At 61.3% G+C, this 15,988-nt stretch carries 15 protein-coding genes; 7 read left to right on the forward strand and 8 right to left on the reverse strand.

Annotation, left to right across the window (positions count from 1 at the left end; translation table 11 throughout):
- Nucleotides 1–42: 42 nt before the first annotated feature.
- Entirely contained in the window at nt 43–483 is a 441-nt protein-coding gene (gene lysM, locus SGN16_RS01395) for a peptidoglycan-binding protein LysM (RefSeq protein ID WP_335943710.1), read from the forward strand.
- 72 nt (nt 484–555) lie between these two features.
- On the opposite strand, the gene yrfG is transcribed toward lysM, so the two are convergent.
- Entirely contained in the window at nt 556–1,218 is a 663-nt protein-coding gene (yrfG, locus tag SGN16_RS01400; protein ID WP_210642371.1) for a GMP/IMP nucleotidase, read from the reverse strand.
- Between the two features lie 88 nt (nt 1,219–1,306).
- On the opposite strand from yrfG, the gene nudE reads away from it, so the two are divergent.
- Both nudE and cysQ read left to right on the forward strand, forming a co-directional pair.
- On the forward strand, nt 1,307–1,873 hold the full coding sequence (nudE, locus tag SGN16_RS01405) for an ADP compounds hydrolase NudE (RefSeq protein ID WP_210642372.1): 567 nt from the start codon (nt 1,307–1,309) through the stop codon (nt 1,871–1,873).
- On the forward strand, nt 1,870–2,697 hold the full coding sequence (gene cysQ / locus SGN16_RS01410; RefSeq protein WP_335943711.1) for a 3'(2'),5'-bisphosphate nucleotidase CysQ: 828 nt from the start codon (nt 1,870–1,872) through the stop codon (nt 2,695–2,697). Before nudE ends, cysQ begins: the two co-directional genes overlap by 4 nt.
- A gap of 38 nt (nt 2,698–2,735) precedes the next feature.
- Here cysQ and SGN16_RS01415 read toward each other — a convergent pair whose 3' ends face one another.
- The 7 genes from SGN16_RS01415 to rfbB are packed head-to-tail and all read right to left on the reverse strand — an operon-like array spanning nt 2,736 to nt 9,835.
- The gene (locus SGN16_RS01415; protein ID WP_210642374.1) at nt 2,736–3,191 is read right to left on the reverse strand and encodes a thioesterase domain-containing protein; all 456 of its coding nucleotides are present in this window, start codon (nt 3,189–3,191) and stop codon (nt 2,736–2,738) included.
- Between the two features lie 36 nt (nt 3,192–3,227).
- The gene (locus SGN16_RS01420) at nt 3,228–4,619 is read right to left on the reverse strand and encodes a sigma-54 dependent transcriptional regulator (RefSeq protein WP_335943712.1); all 1,392 of its coding nucleotides are present in this window, start codon (nt 4,617–4,619) and stop codon (nt 3,228–3,230) included.
- Nucleotides 4,616–6,424, reverse strand: coding sequence for an ATP-binding protein (locus tag SGN16_RS01425; protein ID WP_335943713.1), 1,809 nt, complete (start codon nt 6,422–6,424; stop codon nt 4,616–4,618). Before SGN16_RS01425 ends, SGN16_RS01420 begins: the two co-directional genes overlap by 4 nt.
- A gap of 36 nt (nt 6,425–6,460) precedes the next feature.
- Nucleotides 6,461–7,342, reverse strand: coding sequence for a dTDP-4-dehydrorhamnose reductase (gene rfbD, locus SGN16_RS01430; RefSeq protein ID WP_335943714.1), 882 nt, complete (start codon nt 7,340–7,342; stop codon nt 6,461–6,463).
- Nucleotides 7,339–7,884, reverse strand: a complete 546-nt coding sequence (rfbC, locus tag SGN16_RS01435) for a dTDP-4-dehydrorhamnose 3,5-epimerase (protein WP_335943715.1) — start codon at nt 7,882–7,884, stop codon at nt 7,339–7,341. The genes rfbD and rfbC overlap by 4 nt, the downstream gene beginning before the upstream one ends.
- On the reverse strand, nt 7,881–8,756 hold the full coding sequence (gene rfbA, locus SGN16_RS01440; RefSeq protein ID WP_210642379.1) for a glucose-1-phosphate thymidylyltransferase RfbA: 876 nt from the start codon (nt 8,754–8,756) through the stop codon (nt 7,881–7,883). Before rfbA ends, rfbC begins: the two co-directional genes overlap by 4 nt.
- Nucleotides 8,753–9,835 (reverse strand): dTDP-glucose 4,6-dehydratase, encoded by a 1,083-nt coding sequence (gene rfbB, locus SGN16_RS01445; RefSeq protein ID WP_210642380.1) that lies wholly within the window; start codon nt 9,833–9,835, stop codon nt 8,753–8,755. The genes rfbA and rfbB overlap by 4 nt, the downstream gene beginning before the upstream one ends.
- Before the next feature lie 325 nt (nt 9,836–10,160).
- On the opposite strand from rfbB, the gene SGN16_RS01450 reads away from it, so the two are divergent.
- The 4 genes from SGN16_RS01450 (at nt 10,161) to SGN16_RS01465 (ending at nt 15,810) form a co-directional block, all read left to right on the forward strand.
- The gene (locus tag SGN16_RS01450; protein ID WP_335943716.1) at nt 10,161–13,073 is read left to right on the forward strand and encodes an aminotransferase; all 2,913 of its coding nucleotides are present in this window, start codon (nt 10,161–10,163) and stop codon (nt 13,071–13,073) included.
- A 277-nt stretch (nt 13,074–13,350) separates the two neighbouring features.
- A complete protein-coding gene (aguA, locus tag SGN16_RS01455) occupies nt 13,351–14,457 on the forward strand; it encodes an agmatine deiminase (protein ID WP_210642382.1) in 1,107 nt (368 codons plus the stop codon).
- Between the two features lie 244 nt (nt 14,458–14,701).
- Nucleotides 14,702–14,902, forward strand: a complete 201-nt coding sequence (locus SGN16_RS01460) for a hypothetical protein (protein ID WP_109751950.1) — start codon at nt 14,702–14,704, stop codon at nt 14,900–14,902.
- Between the two features lie 236 nt (nt 14,903–15,138).
- Complete coding sequence (locus SGN16_RS01465; protein WP_210642383.1) at nt 15,139–15,810, forward strand: DsbA family protein; 672 nt, start codon at nt 15,139–15,141, stop codon at nt 15,808–15,810.
- Nucleotides 15,811–15,988 lie beyond the last annotated feature (178 nt).

Consider the following 15,988-nt stretch of genomic DNA (forward strand, 5'->3'; position numbering starts at 1 on the left):
TAGTCTTTTGCGTCAGGACATTTAACCCAAGGAGCGTGCACCATGAGTCTTTTTAGCTTTGTGAAGGAAGCAGGCGAAAAAATTATCGACCTGCTAACCCCCGGTAACGCCAATGCCAGTGAGCAGTTGAAGGAACACATCAGCAAGGTGGGCCTGGGTAATCCGAATGTTCAAGCGACCATCGAGGGCGATAAGGTCACCGTTACCGGTGAAGTTGCAAGCCAGGAGGAGAAGGAAAAAATCCTGCTGGCGGTGGGCAACATTGCAGGCGTAGGCAGTGTTGACGATCAGATTACGGTGACCGGTCCGGTGGCAAAGGCCGCGCGTTTCGTGACTGTGAAGAAGGGCGATACACTCAGCGCCATCTCCAAGGCCGAGTATGGCGACGCGAACAAGTACAACAAGATTTTCGAAGCCAACAAGCCGATGCTGTCGCACCCGGACAAGATCTATCCAGGACAGGTGTTGCGTATCCCTGAGTAAACCTCAGGCCCCGAGTCGTGTTCATCGCGAGCCTGCTCGCGATGAAGGCGACGCGGTTTCAAAGCCCGGCAATCAAAGCCCGGCAATCAAAGCCCGGTAATCCCCCAATGCTTCAAACTCCCCCGTGTCCTTCGGCCCTTTGCGGCTGTCCGGCTCGCTGACTGCCAGCAGGTGGGCCACGCCGAATTCCCGGGCGCTGCGCAACACCGGCAAAGTGTCGTCGATAAACAGGCTGCGGGCCGGGTCGAAGTTCAGGTCAGCTTGCAGAGCATCCCAGAATTGCCGATTCTCCTTGGGGAAGCCGTAGTCGTGGGAGCTGATCAAACGGTCGAAGTAGGGGGCCAGTTCGATGCGCTCCAGCTTCAGCGACAGCGAATCGCGGTGGGCATTGGTGATCATCACCACGCGTTTACCGGCCCGCTGGATCGCCGCCAGGAAGGTGTCTGCGTCCGGTCGCAAGGCAATCAGGTGCGCGGTCTCCAGCTTCAGTTCGCGCACCGGCAGCTTCAGTTCGGTGCTCCAGAAATCCAGGCAATACCATTGCAACTGGCCAGCGTTGCGTTCGAACAACGGTTGCAACTCCATCTCGGCCATCGCCCGGCTCACACCGTGCAGTTCGGCGTAGCGCTGGGGCAGGTGTTCCATCCAGAAATGGTTGTCGTAATGCAGGTCCAGCAAGGTGCCGTCCATGTCCAGCAGAACCGTATCGATCTCATGCCAGGGCAGCGAGGCCATAAAACTTCTCCAGCGGTAATCGGATATCCGACACAAACAATCAGAATAGGCCGGGTATAGTAGCCCGCTATCGCCCAGGGAGCCGTTCATGCGCCAGAAACCCACCATACTCGATCGCCGGATCGTTGCCACCAGCCGCCTGTTTTGTGTGGAAGAACTGAAACTGCGTTTTTCCAACGGTGTAGAGCGCACTTATGAACGCCTGGCGAGCAAGGGCGCAGGTTACGGCGCGGTGATGATCGTGGCGATGCTCGATGCCGACCACGCGGTGCTGGTGGAGGAGTATTGCGGAGGCACCGACGCCTACGAACTGTCCCTGCCCAAGGGCTTGATCGAGCCGGGTGAAGATGTGTTGGCGGCGGCCGAGCGGGAGCTCAAGGAGGAGGCCGGTTTTGGCGCACGTCAGTTGGAGCACCTGACCGAGCTGTCGCTGTCCCCCGGTTATATGAGCCAGAAAATCCAAGTGGTGCTGGCGACTGATCTGTATGAGGAGCGGCTGGAGGGCGACGAGCCCGAGCCGATGGGGGTGGACAAGGTCAATCTGCGCGAGTTGTCTGGCCTGGCGCAAAACCCTCAATTCACCGAGGGTCGCGCCCTGGCGGCACTGTATCTGGCCCGTGACCTGCTGACTCAGCGCGGAGTGTTCCTGCCATGAATTTCCCCCATTCGCTGATGGCCCCTGTGGTCGAACTGGCGCTCAAGGCTGGCGAGGCGATCCTGCCGTTCTGGCGCGCCAATGTGCAGGTCAACCACAAGGCCGATGAGTCGCCGGTGACTGCCGCAGACATGGCGGCTCACGATGTGATTGTCGCCGGGCTGACGGCGCTGGCGCCGGACATTCCGATCCTCTCCGAAGAGGACGCCAATATTGCGCAAAGCGTACGTGCCGGTTGGCAGCGTTGGTGGCTGGTGGACCCGTTGGACGGGACCAAGGAGTTCATTTCCGGCAGTGAGGAGTTCACGGTCAACATTGCATTGGTCGAGCAAGGCCGGGTGGTGTTTGGCGTGGTGTCGATGCCCACCAACGGTCGCTTCTACGTTGGCGGCGCGGGGCTGGGGGCCTGGCGCGCCGACCAGGGTAGTGAGCCTTTGCCTATTACGGTGCGTAATGTACTGGCGCCGGGAGAAACCTTCACTGTGGTCGCCAGCCGCCGCCATACCAGTCCAGAGCAGGAACGTCTTCTGGGCGGCCTGAGCGAGAGCCTGGGCGAATTGCAACTGACCAGTATCGGCAGTTCGTTGAAGTTTTGCCTGGTAGCCGAAGGGGCGGCCGACTGTTACCCACGGTTGGCGCCGACGTCCCAGTGGGACACCGCCGCCGCCCAGGGTGTGCTGGAAGGGGCGGGTGGCGAGGTGCTGGATCTCAATGGCGAGCCGTTTTGTTATCCGGCTCGTGAATCGCTGTTGAATACGTCGTTCCTGGCGTTGCCGGCAAAAGTGGTGTGGCGTGCAAAGCTGTTGGAGCTTGCTCGCTCTTGAGCCCGGCTCGCCACAGAGGTTTCGTGGCGTTTCCAAAGTCAGCGGTGCAACACGTACTGCCCCTCAAACTCCACCGCTGGCTCATCGCTCCCGGTATTCAACACCTGGGTCTGCAAGGCCAGCCGCGCCCGTCCGTAGCGCCGGTAGGTGGCCAGGAAGCGCTTCCATACCTTCTCCTCTGGTGAGTCGCAGATGACTGTGGCGTCGCGGGTGACCGGCAACGGGTAGCTGATCTGCCCTTCCTGAATCACGATGTGCCCGTCTTCGATGCCTTCTTCACGCAAGGCCAGGTGCAACCAACCCCAGCCCCCCAGCACCGCGCCGCAGTACAGGCTGCCGCCGAACATGGTGCTCTTGTGATTGACGTTGGCCGCAAGCGGCAAGAACAGGCGCAGTTGCCGGGCCTGCCAATCGAGCACCTTGAGGCCCATGTCCCGCGTCAGGGGGATGTCGTGGTGCAGGATCGATTCCAGGTAACGACTGTCGCGGTTCATTGTGGGGCCTTTTGCTTGAAAGGAAATGACAATAACTCAATCGGACTCATCGGTCGGGCCGTGGCTGCTGTCGCCGAAGTTCAGCCCATGCTTGCGCAGTTTGTCGTGCAAGGTCTTGCGCGGGATGCCCAAGGCTTCCGCGAGGCTGCGTACCGAGCTGTGAGGTCGGGCCAGTTCGGCGGCGATCAGGGTCTTCTCGAAGTTTTCCACTTGTTCGCTCAGGCCGCCACTGACCACTTCCACCGGTACGCCGGGGCTGCCGTCCGGCGCGCTGTTGTCCAGGGCCAGTTCCAGGCCCAGGGCGAAGCGTTCGGCAGCGTTCTGCAGTTCTCGCACGTTGCCCGGCCAGGTATGGCGCAGTAGCAGCGCCCGTTGCGCCGGTTGCAACTCATGGGGCGGCAGGCCGTGGCGGGTGCTGGCTTCGTCGGCGAAGTACTGGAACAACATCAACGCATCCTCACCCCGTTCGCGCAATGGCGGTATGCGCAACGGCGCGACGTTCAGGCGGTAATACAGGTCGGCGCGAAAGCGCCCTTGATCGGCGGCCTGGCGCAGGTCTTCCTTGGTGGCGGCGATGACGCGGATGTCCAACGGGATCTGTTGATTGCCCCCCAGTCGTTCCACCACGCGCTCTTGCAGCAGACGCAGCAACTTGACCTGTACATCCAGGCTCATGCTTTCGATTTCATCGAGAAACAGCGTGCCGCCATTGGCGAACTCGAATTTGCCGATGCGGCGTTTCTGCGCACCGGTGAACGCGCCCGGCTCGTGACCGAACAGCTCGCTCTCCACCACCGACTCGGCCAGGGCCCCGGCGTTGATCGCCACGAACGGCCCGTTGCGCCGGCCCGAAAGGTCGTGCAAGGCACGGGCAACCACTTCCTTTCCTGCACCGGTTTCCCCGAGGATCAGCACGTCGGCGCGGGTCGCCGCCAGGGCCCCGATCTGCTCGCGCAGGCGCAACATTGGCGTCGATTGGCCGACCAGTCGGGCGCTGAGTTCATGACGATCGCTCAGGGCCAGGCGCAGGCTGCGGTTGTCCAGCACCAGTCGGCGCAAGGCCAGGGCCCGGCGCACGCTGTCGAGCAGATGATCGCTGGCGAAGGGTTTTTCCAGGAAGTCATAGGCCCCGGCGCGCATCGCCTGCACGGCCAGCGGCACATCACCGTGGCCGGTGATCAGCAGCACAGGCAGCTCCGGATCCTGGGCGTGGAGTTCGCTCAACAATTCGAGGCCGTCCATGCCGGGCATGCGGATATCACTGACCACCACACCCGGCCAGTCACGTGGCAGTTGCCCCGCCAGGCCCTTGGCCTCGGCCAGGGGCAGGATCTTCAGGCCGGCCAGGTCGAGGGTCTGGCTCAAGGCCTGACGCAAGTGGGGATCGTCGTCGATCAGCACCACCTCAATCCGGTTATCGATGGTCATACGCTACGGTCCTCGGACGGTTGCAGGCTCACTCCGGGGGCGCCGGCGCGCAGCTTCAGGGTGATCAGGGCACCGCCTTCCTTATGGTTGGCGAACGACAGTTCGCCGCCGAAGGCGCGCATCAGGGTGTCGCAGATCGCCAGCCCCAGGCCAAGGCCCTGGGTGCGGGTCTTGGTGGTGTAGAAGGGTTCGCCGGCGCGGCCAAGGGCTTCCATGCAAAACCCGGGGCCATTATCGCGGATATACAGGTTGACGCCGGTTTCGGTGGCCTGGGCACTGATCCAGAGTTTGCGCGGCGGGCCTTTCTCTGTGAGGGCATCGAGGGCGTTGGCCAGCAAGTTGCCGAGTACCTGGCGCAAACGGGTTTCCCCGGCCTCGACCCACAGTGTTGCGGCCGGCAGGTCGCGGACCAGCTCTACCTCCATGCTGCGTCGGCGCTTGGCGAGCAGCGCCAAGGCATCGTCCAAGGCCGGTTGCAGGGCAACGCTTTCCGGGGCATGCCGGTCGCGCCGGGCAAAAGCGCGCAAATGGGCGATGATCGAGGCCATGCGCCCGGTCAGTTCGCTGATCAGCTTGAGGTTGCCCCGGGCGTCCTCGGTACGCTGGTGGTCGAGCAGAATCTCGGCGTTTTCCGCATAACTTCGAATCGCCGCCAGCGGCTGGTTGAGTTCGTGGCTGATGCTGGCCGACATGGTGCCCAAGGCTGACAGTTTGCCGGCCTGCACCAGGTCATCCTGGGCGCGAACCAGTTCCTGCTGGGCCTGCTCGCGCTCCAACACTTCCTGCCTCAGGCGCCGATTCAGGCCCTCCAGATCACTGGTACGCTCGGCGACCCGGCCTTCGAGTTCGTGGCGAGCCTTGGCTTCGAAGGCGATCCGATCCAGGTAATGGCGCCTGCGCTGCATCATCAACCCGAGCAACAGCATCAACACCAGCAACGCCGCGCCGCCGATGGCCACCACGGTGCGCACCGGCCGGTCGATCAGCGTACGGGGGGCGAGGATGCTCACGCTCCAGCCAGTTTCTTCGATGGACTGGGTCTGGGTCAGCCAGGCGTTGGCATCCAGGTTCAACGGCTTGGGGTCGCGGGTCGGATAGGGTTGTACGGCACTGATGGCCTTTCCTTCTTCGTCACTCAAGGGGCGGGTCGCGCGGAATCGCCATTCCTGCCGTGAAGTGAGAATGACCACGCCGTTGTGATCGGTCACCAGCAGCTGCTCCGGGGTTTTGCCCCACAGGCTTTCGGTGTGGTCCAGGTCAACCTTGACCACCAGTACGCCGATGACTTTTTCCCGGTCGCGCACGGCGGCGGCGAAGAAATAGCCACGTTTGGCCGATGTAGTGCCCAGGCCGAAAAAGCGCCCCAGGCGTCCGGCCATGGCTTCTATGTAGTACGGCCGGAAGGCGAAATTGCGCCCGACGAAACTGTCGTGCTTGTCCCAGTTCGACGCGGCCAGGGTCTTGCCGGTGGCGTCCATCAAGTACATGACTTCGGCGCCGGTCTGGGCGCTTATGTTTTTCAGCAGCCGGTTGGCGTTGCCTTGGATGATGCCATCGTCCGGTGTCGACAGCGCCGCGCGCAAGGCCGGTAGCTCGCCGAGAATCTGCGGCAGTACTTCATAACGGTGCAACGTACCCAGCAGGTTGGCGACGTAGAGGTCCAGGGTCTGGCGATTCTGCCCGGCCAGTTCGCTACGGTAGTAACGCTCGGCGAGGTGCTCCAGCGGCCACAGCAATGGTGCCAGGCATAGCGCAAGCAAGGCCAGGCTGCGCCAACGGGGTCTGCGGGGAAGAGTGGAGTTCATGAGCATCAGGCGCCTGTGGGGACAGGCGCATTATGCCTAGGCTTGCTCGGCAAGACACTGGTGCAACGCGCTTCGCCAGTCTGGTTGGCTCACCCCCCATTCACGGAGCAGACGCGTGCAGTCGAGGCGCGAATTCAGTGGGCGGGGGGCCGGGGTCGGGTAAGCGCTGGACGGGATGGGTTCGAGCACGGCACAGGTCTTGTGTTGCTCGATCAGGTGTTCGCCGATGGCCTGGGCGAAACCGAACCAGGATGTCTCGCCCCGGGCCGTCAGGTGATAGGTACCCCAGGCGCCGCACTGACCGGTACGCCAACGCTCGATGAGCTTCGCGGTGCTGTCGGCGATGGTGCCAGCCCAGGTCGGTGCACCGATCTGGTCGGCCACCACGCGCAACTGTGGTTTTTCCTGGAGCAGGCGTTGCATGGTCAGCAGGAAGTTACGACCTGCCGTGGAATACACCCAACTGGTGCGCAGAATCAGGTGCTGGCCGCCGGCCTGGCGAATGGCGTCTTCGCCAGCCAGTTTGCTGCGCCCATAGACGCTCAACGGGTTAGTGGTGTCGTCTTCGGTGTAGGGGGCGGGCTTGCGGCCATCGAAGACGTAGTCGGTGGAGTAGTGGATCAGCGGGATACCCAGCTCAAGCGCCACCTGGGCCAGGACGCCCGGTGCGCTGGCGTTGATGGCGAACGCCAGCTGCGGTTCACTCTCGGCCTGGTCGACGGCCGTGTGGGCGGCGGCGTTGATGATCAAGTCGGGACGCAGGGCGCCGATGGGCGAGCCAATGAGATCCGGGCGCGCCAGGTCGAGCTGGTCGCTGCCGCATACGATCAACTCGCCCATGCCGGCCAGGCGCGACTGGAGTGCTCGGGATACCTGGCCGTTCTGGCCGATGATCAGAATACGCAAGGCAACACTCATGGGAACAGGTCCGCCTCGCTCAGGGTTTTGCCGGCCTGATCCTTGGGCGACAGGATCGGTGCGCCTTGCAGTGCCCAATCGATCGCCAACTGCGGATCGTCCCAGCGAATGCAACGTTCAGCCGAGGGGGCGTAGTAGTCCGTGGTTTTGTAGAGAAAATCCGCTGATTCGCTCAGCACCACGAAACCGTGGGCAAACCCCGGCGGAATCCACATTTGTTGGTGATTCTGCGCCGACAGGTGCACGCCTACCCATTGACCGAAAGTCGCTGAACTGCGGCGAATATCCACCGCCACGTCCAGGACTTCCCCCGCCGTGACGCGTACCAGTTTCCCTTGGGCCTGCTCGATCTGATAGTGCAGGCCGCGCAGAACGCCTTTGGCCGAGCGCGAATGGTTGTCCTGGACGAATTGCAGCGCACACCCTGTGGCTTCGGCAAATGCCCGGGCATTGAAGCTTTCATAGAAAAAGCCACGATCGTCACCGAAGACCTTCGGCTCGATGATCAGGACTTCCGGCAAGCGGGTGGCGATGACGTTCAATGGGTTTCTCCGGCGATCTTGAACAGGTACTGGCCGTAACCGGTCTTGCCGAAGTACTTGGCACGTTCAAGAACGTGCTCGCGGCTGACCCAGCCCTGTTGGTAGGCAATTTCTTCAAGGCAGGCGACTTTCAAGCCTTGGCGGTGCTCGATGGTTTGCACGTATTGCGAGGCTTCCAGCAGGCTGTCGTGGGTGCCGGTGTCGAGCCAGGCGAAACCGCGGCCAAAACGCTCGACATGCAGGTCGCCGCGTTGCAGGTAGGCGTTGTTGACGTCGGTGATCTCCAGTTCGCCGCGTGACGAGGGCTTGATGGTCTTGGCGATCTGGATCACGTCGTTATCGTAGAAGTACAAGCCCGTCACGGCATAACTGGACTTGGGCACGCTGGGTTTTTCTTCGATGGAAATGGCTCGCCCTTCAGGGTCGAAGTCAATCACGCCAAAACGCTCGGGATCCTTGACCCAATAACCAAACACCGTCGCACCGCTCTGCCGATTGGTGGCGGTCTGCAATTGTTCGCCGAAATGCTGGCCGTGGAAAATGTTGTCGCCCAGGATCAGGCAGACCGGATCGCTGCCAATAAATTGCTCGCCGATCAGGAACGCCTGGGCCAGGCCATCAGGTGACGGCTGTTCGGCGTAGCTGAAGTGCACGCCGAACTGGCTGCCGTCGCCCAACAGGCTTTGGTATTGCGGTAGGTCCTGTGGGGTGGAGATCACCAGGATGTCCTTGATGCCGGCGAGCATCAGTACCGAAATCGGGTAATAGATCATCGGTTTGTCGTAAACCGGCAATAACTGCTTGGAAACCCCGAGGGTTATCGGGTGCAGGCGTGTGCCGGAGCCGCCGGCCAGAACAATACCTTTCATCATGCAATCGCATCCTTGTTGTCGAGCGAGCCCAGGCGCTCGCCTTGATAGCTGCCGTCCTGGACACGCCGGCACCACAGCAGGTTTTCGAGGTACCACTGCACGGTTTTGCGCAGGCCGGTCTCGAAGGTTTCCCGGGGCGTCCAGCCCAATTCCCGTTCGATCTTGCCGGCATCGATGGCGTAGCGCAGATCGTGGCCGGGGCGATCTTTGACGAAAGTGATCAGGTCGGCATAGCCCGCGACCCCTTCGGGTTTGTGGGGCGCCAGCTCTTCGAGTAACGCGCAGATGTTGCGCACCACTTCGATGTTTTTTTGTTCATTGTGGCCGCCGATGTTGTAGGTCTCGCCGACCACGCCTTCGGTGACAACCTTGAGCAGCGCCCGGGCATGGTCTTCGACGTACAGCCAGTCGCGCACTTGCTGGCCATCGCCATACACGGGCAGCGGTTTACCGGCCAGCGCGTTGAGGATCACCAGGGGAATCAGTTTCTCGGGGAAGTGGAACGGCCCGTAGTTGTTCGAGCAATTGGTCAGCAGCACCGGCAAGCCGTAGGTGCGCTGCCAGGCACGGACCAAGTGATCGGACGCGGCTTTGCTGGCCGAATAGGGGGAACTTGGCGCATAAGCCGTGGTTTCGGTGAACAGATCGTCCACCCCGTGCAGGTCGCCATACACTTCGTCGGTGGAAATGTGATGGAAGCGAAACGCGCGTTTCTGCGCCTCGGGCAGGCTCTGCCAATAGGCCCTGGAGGCTTCCAGCAGGCTGTAGGTGCCGACGATGTTGGTCTGGATGAAGTCCGCCGGCCCGTCAATGGAACGATCGACGTGGGACTCCGCCGCCAGGTGCATGATGGCGTCGGGCTTGAACCGCGCGAGCACCGCGCTGACGGTCGGTTGATCGACGATATCGGCCTGCACGAATTCGTAGCGGCTGTCGTGATCGATACTGCTCAGCGATTCGAGATTGCCGGCATACGTCAGCTTGTCGAGGTTCAAGACCTGGTGTTCGGTATCCAGGATCAAGTGCCGTATGAGAGCTGAGCCGATGAAGCCGGCACCGCCAGTGATAAGAATGCGCATCCGGTTAAGCCTTTTCCGTGAGAGCCAAAGCATAGGAGCATAGCTTGTCGGCATGTCGGGGACGGTGCAAGCGAGATGTTTTGGGCGCTTTCCATGGGCCTGGTAATCCACCTGTAGCGGGGAGCCTGCTCCCGCTGGGCTGCAAAGCAGCTCCGGTTTTGGCAGTTGCTGTGCAACCGAGCGGGAGCAAGCGCCCTCGCCACTACAGCGCTCTGTCGGCCTGTCAAAAATGCGTCCGCGCCCACATCTCAATACAGAGGGGTTGCTTATCCCTCGACTCAGTGGCGAGATAGACATCCGATAAAACCACCTCAGGGGTCGTTGTATGCCGCTCGCCACGTTGGTTCACCGTGCCAGTTTGCCAAGCCCACAGATCAGCGCCGCACAGGCGTTGGTACTGCTGCGCTCGAATTACGGACTCAGCGGTGACCTGCGACCCCTTGGCAGCCAGCAGGACCTCAACTACCGCGTCGACAGCGAGCGCGGGCGGTTTGTATTGAAGATTTGCCACGGCGACTACGCCGTCCGTGAGCTCCAGGCCCAACATGCGGCCCTCAAGCAACTGGCCGGGCACAGCGCAGTGAAAGTGCCACGGGTGATGACTGCCAATAACGGCCAGGACCTGCTGACCCTGGAAGTCGACGGGCAAGCAGTCCATGTCCGGCTGCTGGAGTACATCGACGGCCAATCCCTCACCCAACTCAAACACCTGGGGCCGGAGCTGGTGACCGGTCTGGGTCGCTTGTGCGCGGAAATCGACCTGGCCCTGGCGACGTTCGAGCATCCAGGCCTGGAGCGCACGCTGCAATGGGACGCCCGTCACGCCAATACGCTGATCGGCCATCTGCTGCCGGTAATCCAGGATGACCAACGGCGCAATCTGATCGCCGAGGTCGCGCAACAGGCCGAGTGGCGTTTGCAGCCGCTCAAGGCCAGCCTGCCGGTGCAGGCGATTCATATGGACATCACCGATGACAACGCGGTCTGGCAGCGCGATGCCCAGCGCCAGTGGCAATTGCAGGGTGTGATCGATTTTGGCGACCTGGTCCGTACCTGGCGCATCACCGATCTGTCGGTGACGTGTGCGGCCCTGTTGCACCACGCCGACGGTGATCCGTTCTTTATCTTGCCGGCGATCAAGGCGTACCACGCGGTCAATCCGTTGCAACACGAAGAGCTGCTGGCGCTGTGGCCGCTGATCATGGCGCGTGCCGCTGTGCTGGTGCTCAGTGGTGAGCAGCAGGTCTCTATCGACCCGGATAACCAGTACAGTCGCGACAACCTGGAACATGAATGGGAAATTTTCCGGGTTGCCCACTCGGTGCCCCTCGAACTGATGGAAGCGGCGATTTTCACCGCCGTCGGCCAAAGTTTGCCGGCCATTGCCAGTGAAGGTTTCGCGCCGCTGTTGCCAACCCTGGTGGGGCGTGAATTTGCCCTGATCGACCTGGGCGTGCTGAGCCCGCATTTCGAAGCCGGTAACTGGGAGCAGCCGGGAATCGACCAGCGTCTGTTGAGCGAGGCCGCTGCTGTTCACGGGCTGGCCGCCAGCCGTTATGGGCAGTACCGGTTGTCTCGCACCCGACCGGACAGCGCCGTCGAACCTGAGACTTATCCATTGCACGTGGAGTTGAGTGTGCCTCGGGGCACGCCACTGGAGGCACCGTTCGCCGGGGTCGTGCACAAGACCGCCGACGGCATGCTGCAACTGGACAGCGTTCAGTCGAGCGTGCGGCTGTGGGGCGTCACATCGCCGTTGCATTCGGGGGCGGCGCTGGTCAAGGGGCAAGTGCTGGGCGAAGTGGAAGGGCCGTTGCGGGTCCAGTTGTGCCGGGGCGCGCAGTTGAATCCGCCGCTGTTCTGCACGCCATCCCGGGCCCCGGCCTGGCAGGCGCTTTGCCCTTCGCCAGCGGTGCTTTTGGGGCTGGCTTGCGATGCCGAGCCGGAGATCGATCCCCAGGCGTTGCTGGCCCGCCGCGACGCAAGCTTTGCCCGCTCGCAGAAGCACTACTACGTCGATCCGCCACGCATCGAGCGCGGCTGGCGCAACCATTTGATCGACATGCAGGGCCGCTCCTACCTGGACATGCTCAACAACGTCGCGGTGCTTGGGCACGGCCATCCACGCATGGCGGCGGTGGCTGCCCGGCAGTGGTCGCTACTCAACACCAACTCACGTTTCCATTATGCGGCGATCGCCGAGTTTTCCGAGCGCCTGTTGTCGCTGGCGCCGTCCAGCATGGACCGGGTGTTCCTGGTCAACAGCGGCACCGAGGCCAACGACCTGGCAATCCGCCTGGCCTGGGCCTACAGCGGTGGACGGGACATGCTCAGTGTCTTGGAGGCCTATCACGGCTGGTCGGTGGCGGCCGATGCGGTATCGACGTCCATCGCCGACAACCCTCAGGCCCTGAGCAGCCGCCCGGACTGGGTGCATCCGGTGACCGCGCCAAACACCTATCGGGGTGAATTCCGTGGCCCCAACAGCGCGCCGGACTACGTGCGCAGCGTAGAGCACAATCTGGCAAAAATTGCCGAGAAAAAACGCCAACTCGCCGGCTTCATCTGCGAACCGGTATACGGCAATGCCGGTGGGATCGCCCTGCCGCCAGGGTACTTGAAACAGGTCTACGCGATGGTGCGCGAGCGCGGTGGTGTCTGCATCGCCGACGAGGTGCAGGTCGGTTATGGGCGCATGGGCGAGTTTTTCTGGGGCTTTGAGGAGCAGGGTGTGGTGCCGGACATCATCACCATGGCCAAGGGTATGGGCAACGGCCAGCCGCTGGGAGCGGTCATCACTCGACGGGAGATCGCCGAGGCGTTGGAAGCCGAGGGCTATTTCTTCTCGTCCGCCGGCGGCAGCCCGGTCAGTTGCCGGATCGGCATGGCCGTGTTGGACGTCATGGAAGAAGAAAAACTCTGGGAAAACGCCCAAGTGGTGGGCGCGCATTTCAAGGCACGGCTGCAAGCCTTGATTGACCAGTATCCATTGGTCGGTGCGGTGCATGGCTCCGGGTTCTACCTGGGTGTGGAATTGATCCGTAACCGCGACACCCTGGAGCCGGCCACCGAAGAAACCACGGCGCTGTGCAGTCGTCTTCGGGAGTTGGGTATCTTCATGCAACCGACTGGCGACTACCTGAACATCCTCAAAATCAAGCCACCGATGGTCACCACGCGTCAGAGCGTGGATTTCTTCGTCGATATGTTGGCGAAGGTGCTGGACGAGGGGCTTTAAGGCGGGTCTTGCCCCCGTGGGAGCGAGCTTGCTCGCGATGGCGTTTTCCATGTCGACATTTTGTTGACTGACCTACCGCTATCGCGAGCAAGCTGCACCCTCGCAGTATCAATATCCACAACTCGATTTTTGTCGGTGTTTCTCGCTATTTTTCCATGGCGATGTGTTTTTTATACTTTAAAAGCAGATTTTTATCGATTATAAAGTCGGCATTGCGCGACGCATTCCCTCCCTCGCGTGCCGTTACCCTTTTGTATCGCTCACGGAGTCCTGACTCATGACAACTTTGCACAGCACTCCCCGCGCGGATGGTTTCCACATGCCTGCCGAGTGGGCACCCCAGACCCAGGTCTGGATGATCTGGCCCGAGCGCCCGGACAACTGGCGCCTGGGCGGTAAGCCTGCCCAGGCTGCCCACGTGGCGGTGGCCAAGGCCATCGCTCGTTTCGAACCGGTGACTGTGGCAGTGTCCGCGGCCCAGTACGAAAACGCCCTGGCGCGCCTCGACGTGCCGAATATCCGCTTGGTGGAGATGTCCAGTGACGACGCCTGGGTCCGAGATACGGGCCCGACTTTTGTCATCAATGACGACGGCGAGGTCCGTGGTGTCGACTGGGATTTCAACGCTTGGGGCGGTTTCGACGGCGGCCTGTATGCGCCGTGGAATCGTGATTCGCAAGTGGCCAGCAAGATTCTCGAGATCGAGCGCAGCCCGCGTTATCGCACCGAAGGTTTTGTACTCGAGGGCGGCTCGATCCATGTCGATGGCGAAGGCACCCTGATCACCACCGAAGAGTGCCTGCTCAACCGCAATCGCAATCCACACCTGAGCCGCGAAGATATCGAGGCGATGCTCAGCGCGCAGTTGGCGGTGGACAAGATCATCTGGCTGCCGGACGGTCTGTTCAATGACGAAACCGATGGCCATGTGGATAATTTCTGTTGCTACGTGCGTCCTGGCGAAGTGCTGCTCGCCTGGACCGACGACCCGCAGGATCCGAACTACGCCCGCTGCCACGCTGCGATGAACGTGCTGCAAAACAGCACTGACGCCAAGGGGCGCCCGTTCACAGTGCATAAAATGCCGATTCCAGGGCCGCTGTATGCCACCGAAGAGGAATGTGCAGGCGTGGATGCGGTGCAAGGTTCCCAGGAGCGCAATCCGAGCGTGCGGCTGGCCGGTTCCTACGTGAACTTCCTGATCGTCAACGGTGGCATCATCGCGCCGAGTTTTGACGATCCGTTGGATACCCAGGCCAGGGAAATTCTGCAGAACCTGTTTCCCCAGCACGAAGTGGTCATGGTGCCAGGGCGTGAACTGTTACTGGGGGGCGGGAATATCCATTGCCTTACCCAGCAGCAACCCGCGCCACACGTAAAATGAGTGGTGATGTAACAGCCTGGGGATAGCGATTGCGGCGGCCCTGTGTCGGCGTTTTTGGATCCATTCTGGCAAGCCCGCGGCCCGATTGGGGGCGCGGGCTTTTTTGTGCCTGTTTATTGGCGTCGCCGATACATTGGCATAGCTCTTGTATCTATATTTAGGCAGTTCTGGGGAGCGGAGCTGAGTTGTTTTGTCATAAACCTTGGATAAATTGGCCGCTCATCAACCAGGAGAGGGCGCTGGAATGAATATGATAAGCGAGCGCACATGCCATCCCTTGGCCGTTAATGGTGAGTCGCTGCAAGCTTTGGCTCAGTGGTTGAAGTCCAACGGAACGCGTCAGATCAGAGAACCTGATCCGCGCCGGGTGATCGTTGAACGCTACCCCGCTGGTCTTTTCAGCGAGGCGGAGCTGGAAGCGTTGTGGGATGTGATGCAAGGATAGAATTCGACGGATTGATAAAAGGCGCTGGCCGGGATGGCAGCGCTTTTTTTATGCCCCCAGGATTTAAAGTGCACACAAATCCCTGCGGGAGCGAGCTCCCACACTGGATAGTGGTTTTAGATAAATGGATCATTCGACCGCTTTTCGAAATAGATTGAAAGTCATTCCAGCGTTTTTCCGCAACACCCACGAGGCTACCCTGCTGCCATCGAATCCTCACGGCCAGCGGAGTTCTCATGACCATCCTTCATTACATCTACGATCCGCTGTGTGGCTGGTGCTACGGGGCCAAACCATTGGTGCAGGCCGCCCGGCGAGTGCTGCCAGTGATCGCCCATGGCGGTGGCATGATGACGGGTACCAATCGGCAGCAGGTCTCGCCGCAGTTGCGCAATTACGTGATGCCCCACGACCGGCGCATCGCCGAATACACCGGGCAGACGTTTGGTGAGGCCTACTACGAAGGCCTGCTGCGTGATACCGGTGCGGTGTTCGATTCGGCACCGCCGACCGCCGCCATCCTTGCTGCCGAACAACTCGGCGGCCTCGGCCTGGAGCTGCTCGGGCGCCTGCAGACTGCGCATTACGTCGAAGGTCGACGTATTGCTGACAACGCCGTGCTACTGGAACTGGCTCAATCCATTGGTCTTACAGCCCAAGTGTTCCAGCCGGCGTTCGATACGGCTGATGTGCAAGGCCATATCAAGGCCAGTCGCGCCCTGCTGGCCAAGCTCGGTGGCCAGGGCTTCCCGACGTTTGCCTTGGAGCGGGCCGGCCAGTTCACGTTGATCGACGTCGGTCCCTGGCTCGGCAAACCCGAGGCATTCGCCCAATGGTTGAGGCAAACCCTGCCGGTGCAGGCCTCTACGCCGGCCCCTGCCTGTGGTCTGGACGGCTGTTCTCCTTGAACGGTTCTTAGATGTTTTTCGCCTAATTACCGACGATTCACGAAATTGACACATTGTTGAGGGCGCGACTAGGATTCGCCCACGCCTGTGGCTAACAGCCATGACTCTTAAATAATAAAAAGGCCCGACACGATCACTCGTGGGCGGGCCTTTTCATTATTTCAGGAGCAAGAGTCCG

The organism is Pseudomonas sp. G166, assembly GCF_037027455.2.
GTDB lineage: Bacteria > Pseudomonadota > Gammaproteobacteria > Pseudomonadales > Pseudomonadaceae > Aquipseudomonas.

What these genes read in the sequence shown, in the direction of transcription:
- lysM (WP_335943710.1), top strand. Translation starts at nt 43, where the DNA reads ATGAGTCTTTTTAGCTTTGTGAAGGAAGCAGGCGAAAAAATTATCGAC.
- yrfG (WP_210642371.1), bottom strand. Translation starts at nt 1,218, where the DNA reads ATGGCCTCGCTGCCCTGGCATGAGATCGATACGGTTCTGCTGGACATG.
- nudE (WP_210642372.1), top strand. Translation starts at nt 1,307, where the DNA reads ATGCGCCAGAAACCCACCATACTCGATCGCCGGATCGTTGCCACCAGC.
- cysQ (WP_335943711.1), top strand. Translation starts at nt 1,870, where the DNA reads ATGAATTTCCCCCATTCGCTGATGGCCCCTGTGGTCGAACTGGCGCTC.
- SGN16_RS01415 (WP_210642374.1), bottom strand. Translation starts at nt 3,191, where the DNA reads ATGAACCGCGACAGTCGTTACCTGGAATCGATCCTGCACCACGACATC.
- SGN16_RS01420 (WP_335943712.1), bottom strand. Translation starts at nt 4,619, where the DNA reads ATGACCATCGATAACCGGATTGAGGTGGTGCTGATCGACGACGATCCC.
- SGN16_RS01425 (WP_335943713.1), bottom strand. Translation starts at nt 6,424, where the DNA reads ATGAACTCCACTCTTCCCCGCAGACCCCGTTGGCGCAGCCTGGCCTTG.
- rfbD (WP_335943714.1), bottom strand. Translation starts at nt 7,342, where the DNA reads ATGAGTGTTGCCTTGCGTATTCTGATCATCGGCCAGAACGGCCAGGTA.
- rfbA (WP_210642379.1), bottom strand. Translation starts at nt 8,756, where the DNA reads ATGATGAAAGGTATTGTTCTGGCCGGCGGCTCCGGCACACGCCTGCAC.
- rfbB (WP_210642380.1), bottom strand. Translation starts at nt 9,835, where the DNA reads ATGCGCATTCTTATCACTGGCGGTGCCGGCTTCATCGGCTCAGCTCTC.
- SGN16_RS01450 (WP_335943716.1), top strand. Translation starts at nt 10,161, where the DNA reads ATGCCGCTCGCCACGTTGGTTCACCGTGCCAGTTTGCCAAGCCCACAG.
- aguA (WP_210642382.1), top strand. Translation starts at nt 13,351, where the DNA reads ATGACAACTTTGCACAGCACTCCCCGCGCGGATGGTTTCCACATGCCT.
- SGN16_RS01460 (WP_109751950.1), top strand. Translation starts at nt 14,702, where the DNA reads ATGAATATGATAAGCGAGCGCACATGCCATCCCTTGGCCGTTAATGGT.
- SGN16_RS01465 (WP_210642383.1), top strand. Translation starts at nt 15,139, where the DNA reads ATGACCATCCTTCATTACATCTACGATCCGCTGTGTGGCTGGTGCTAC.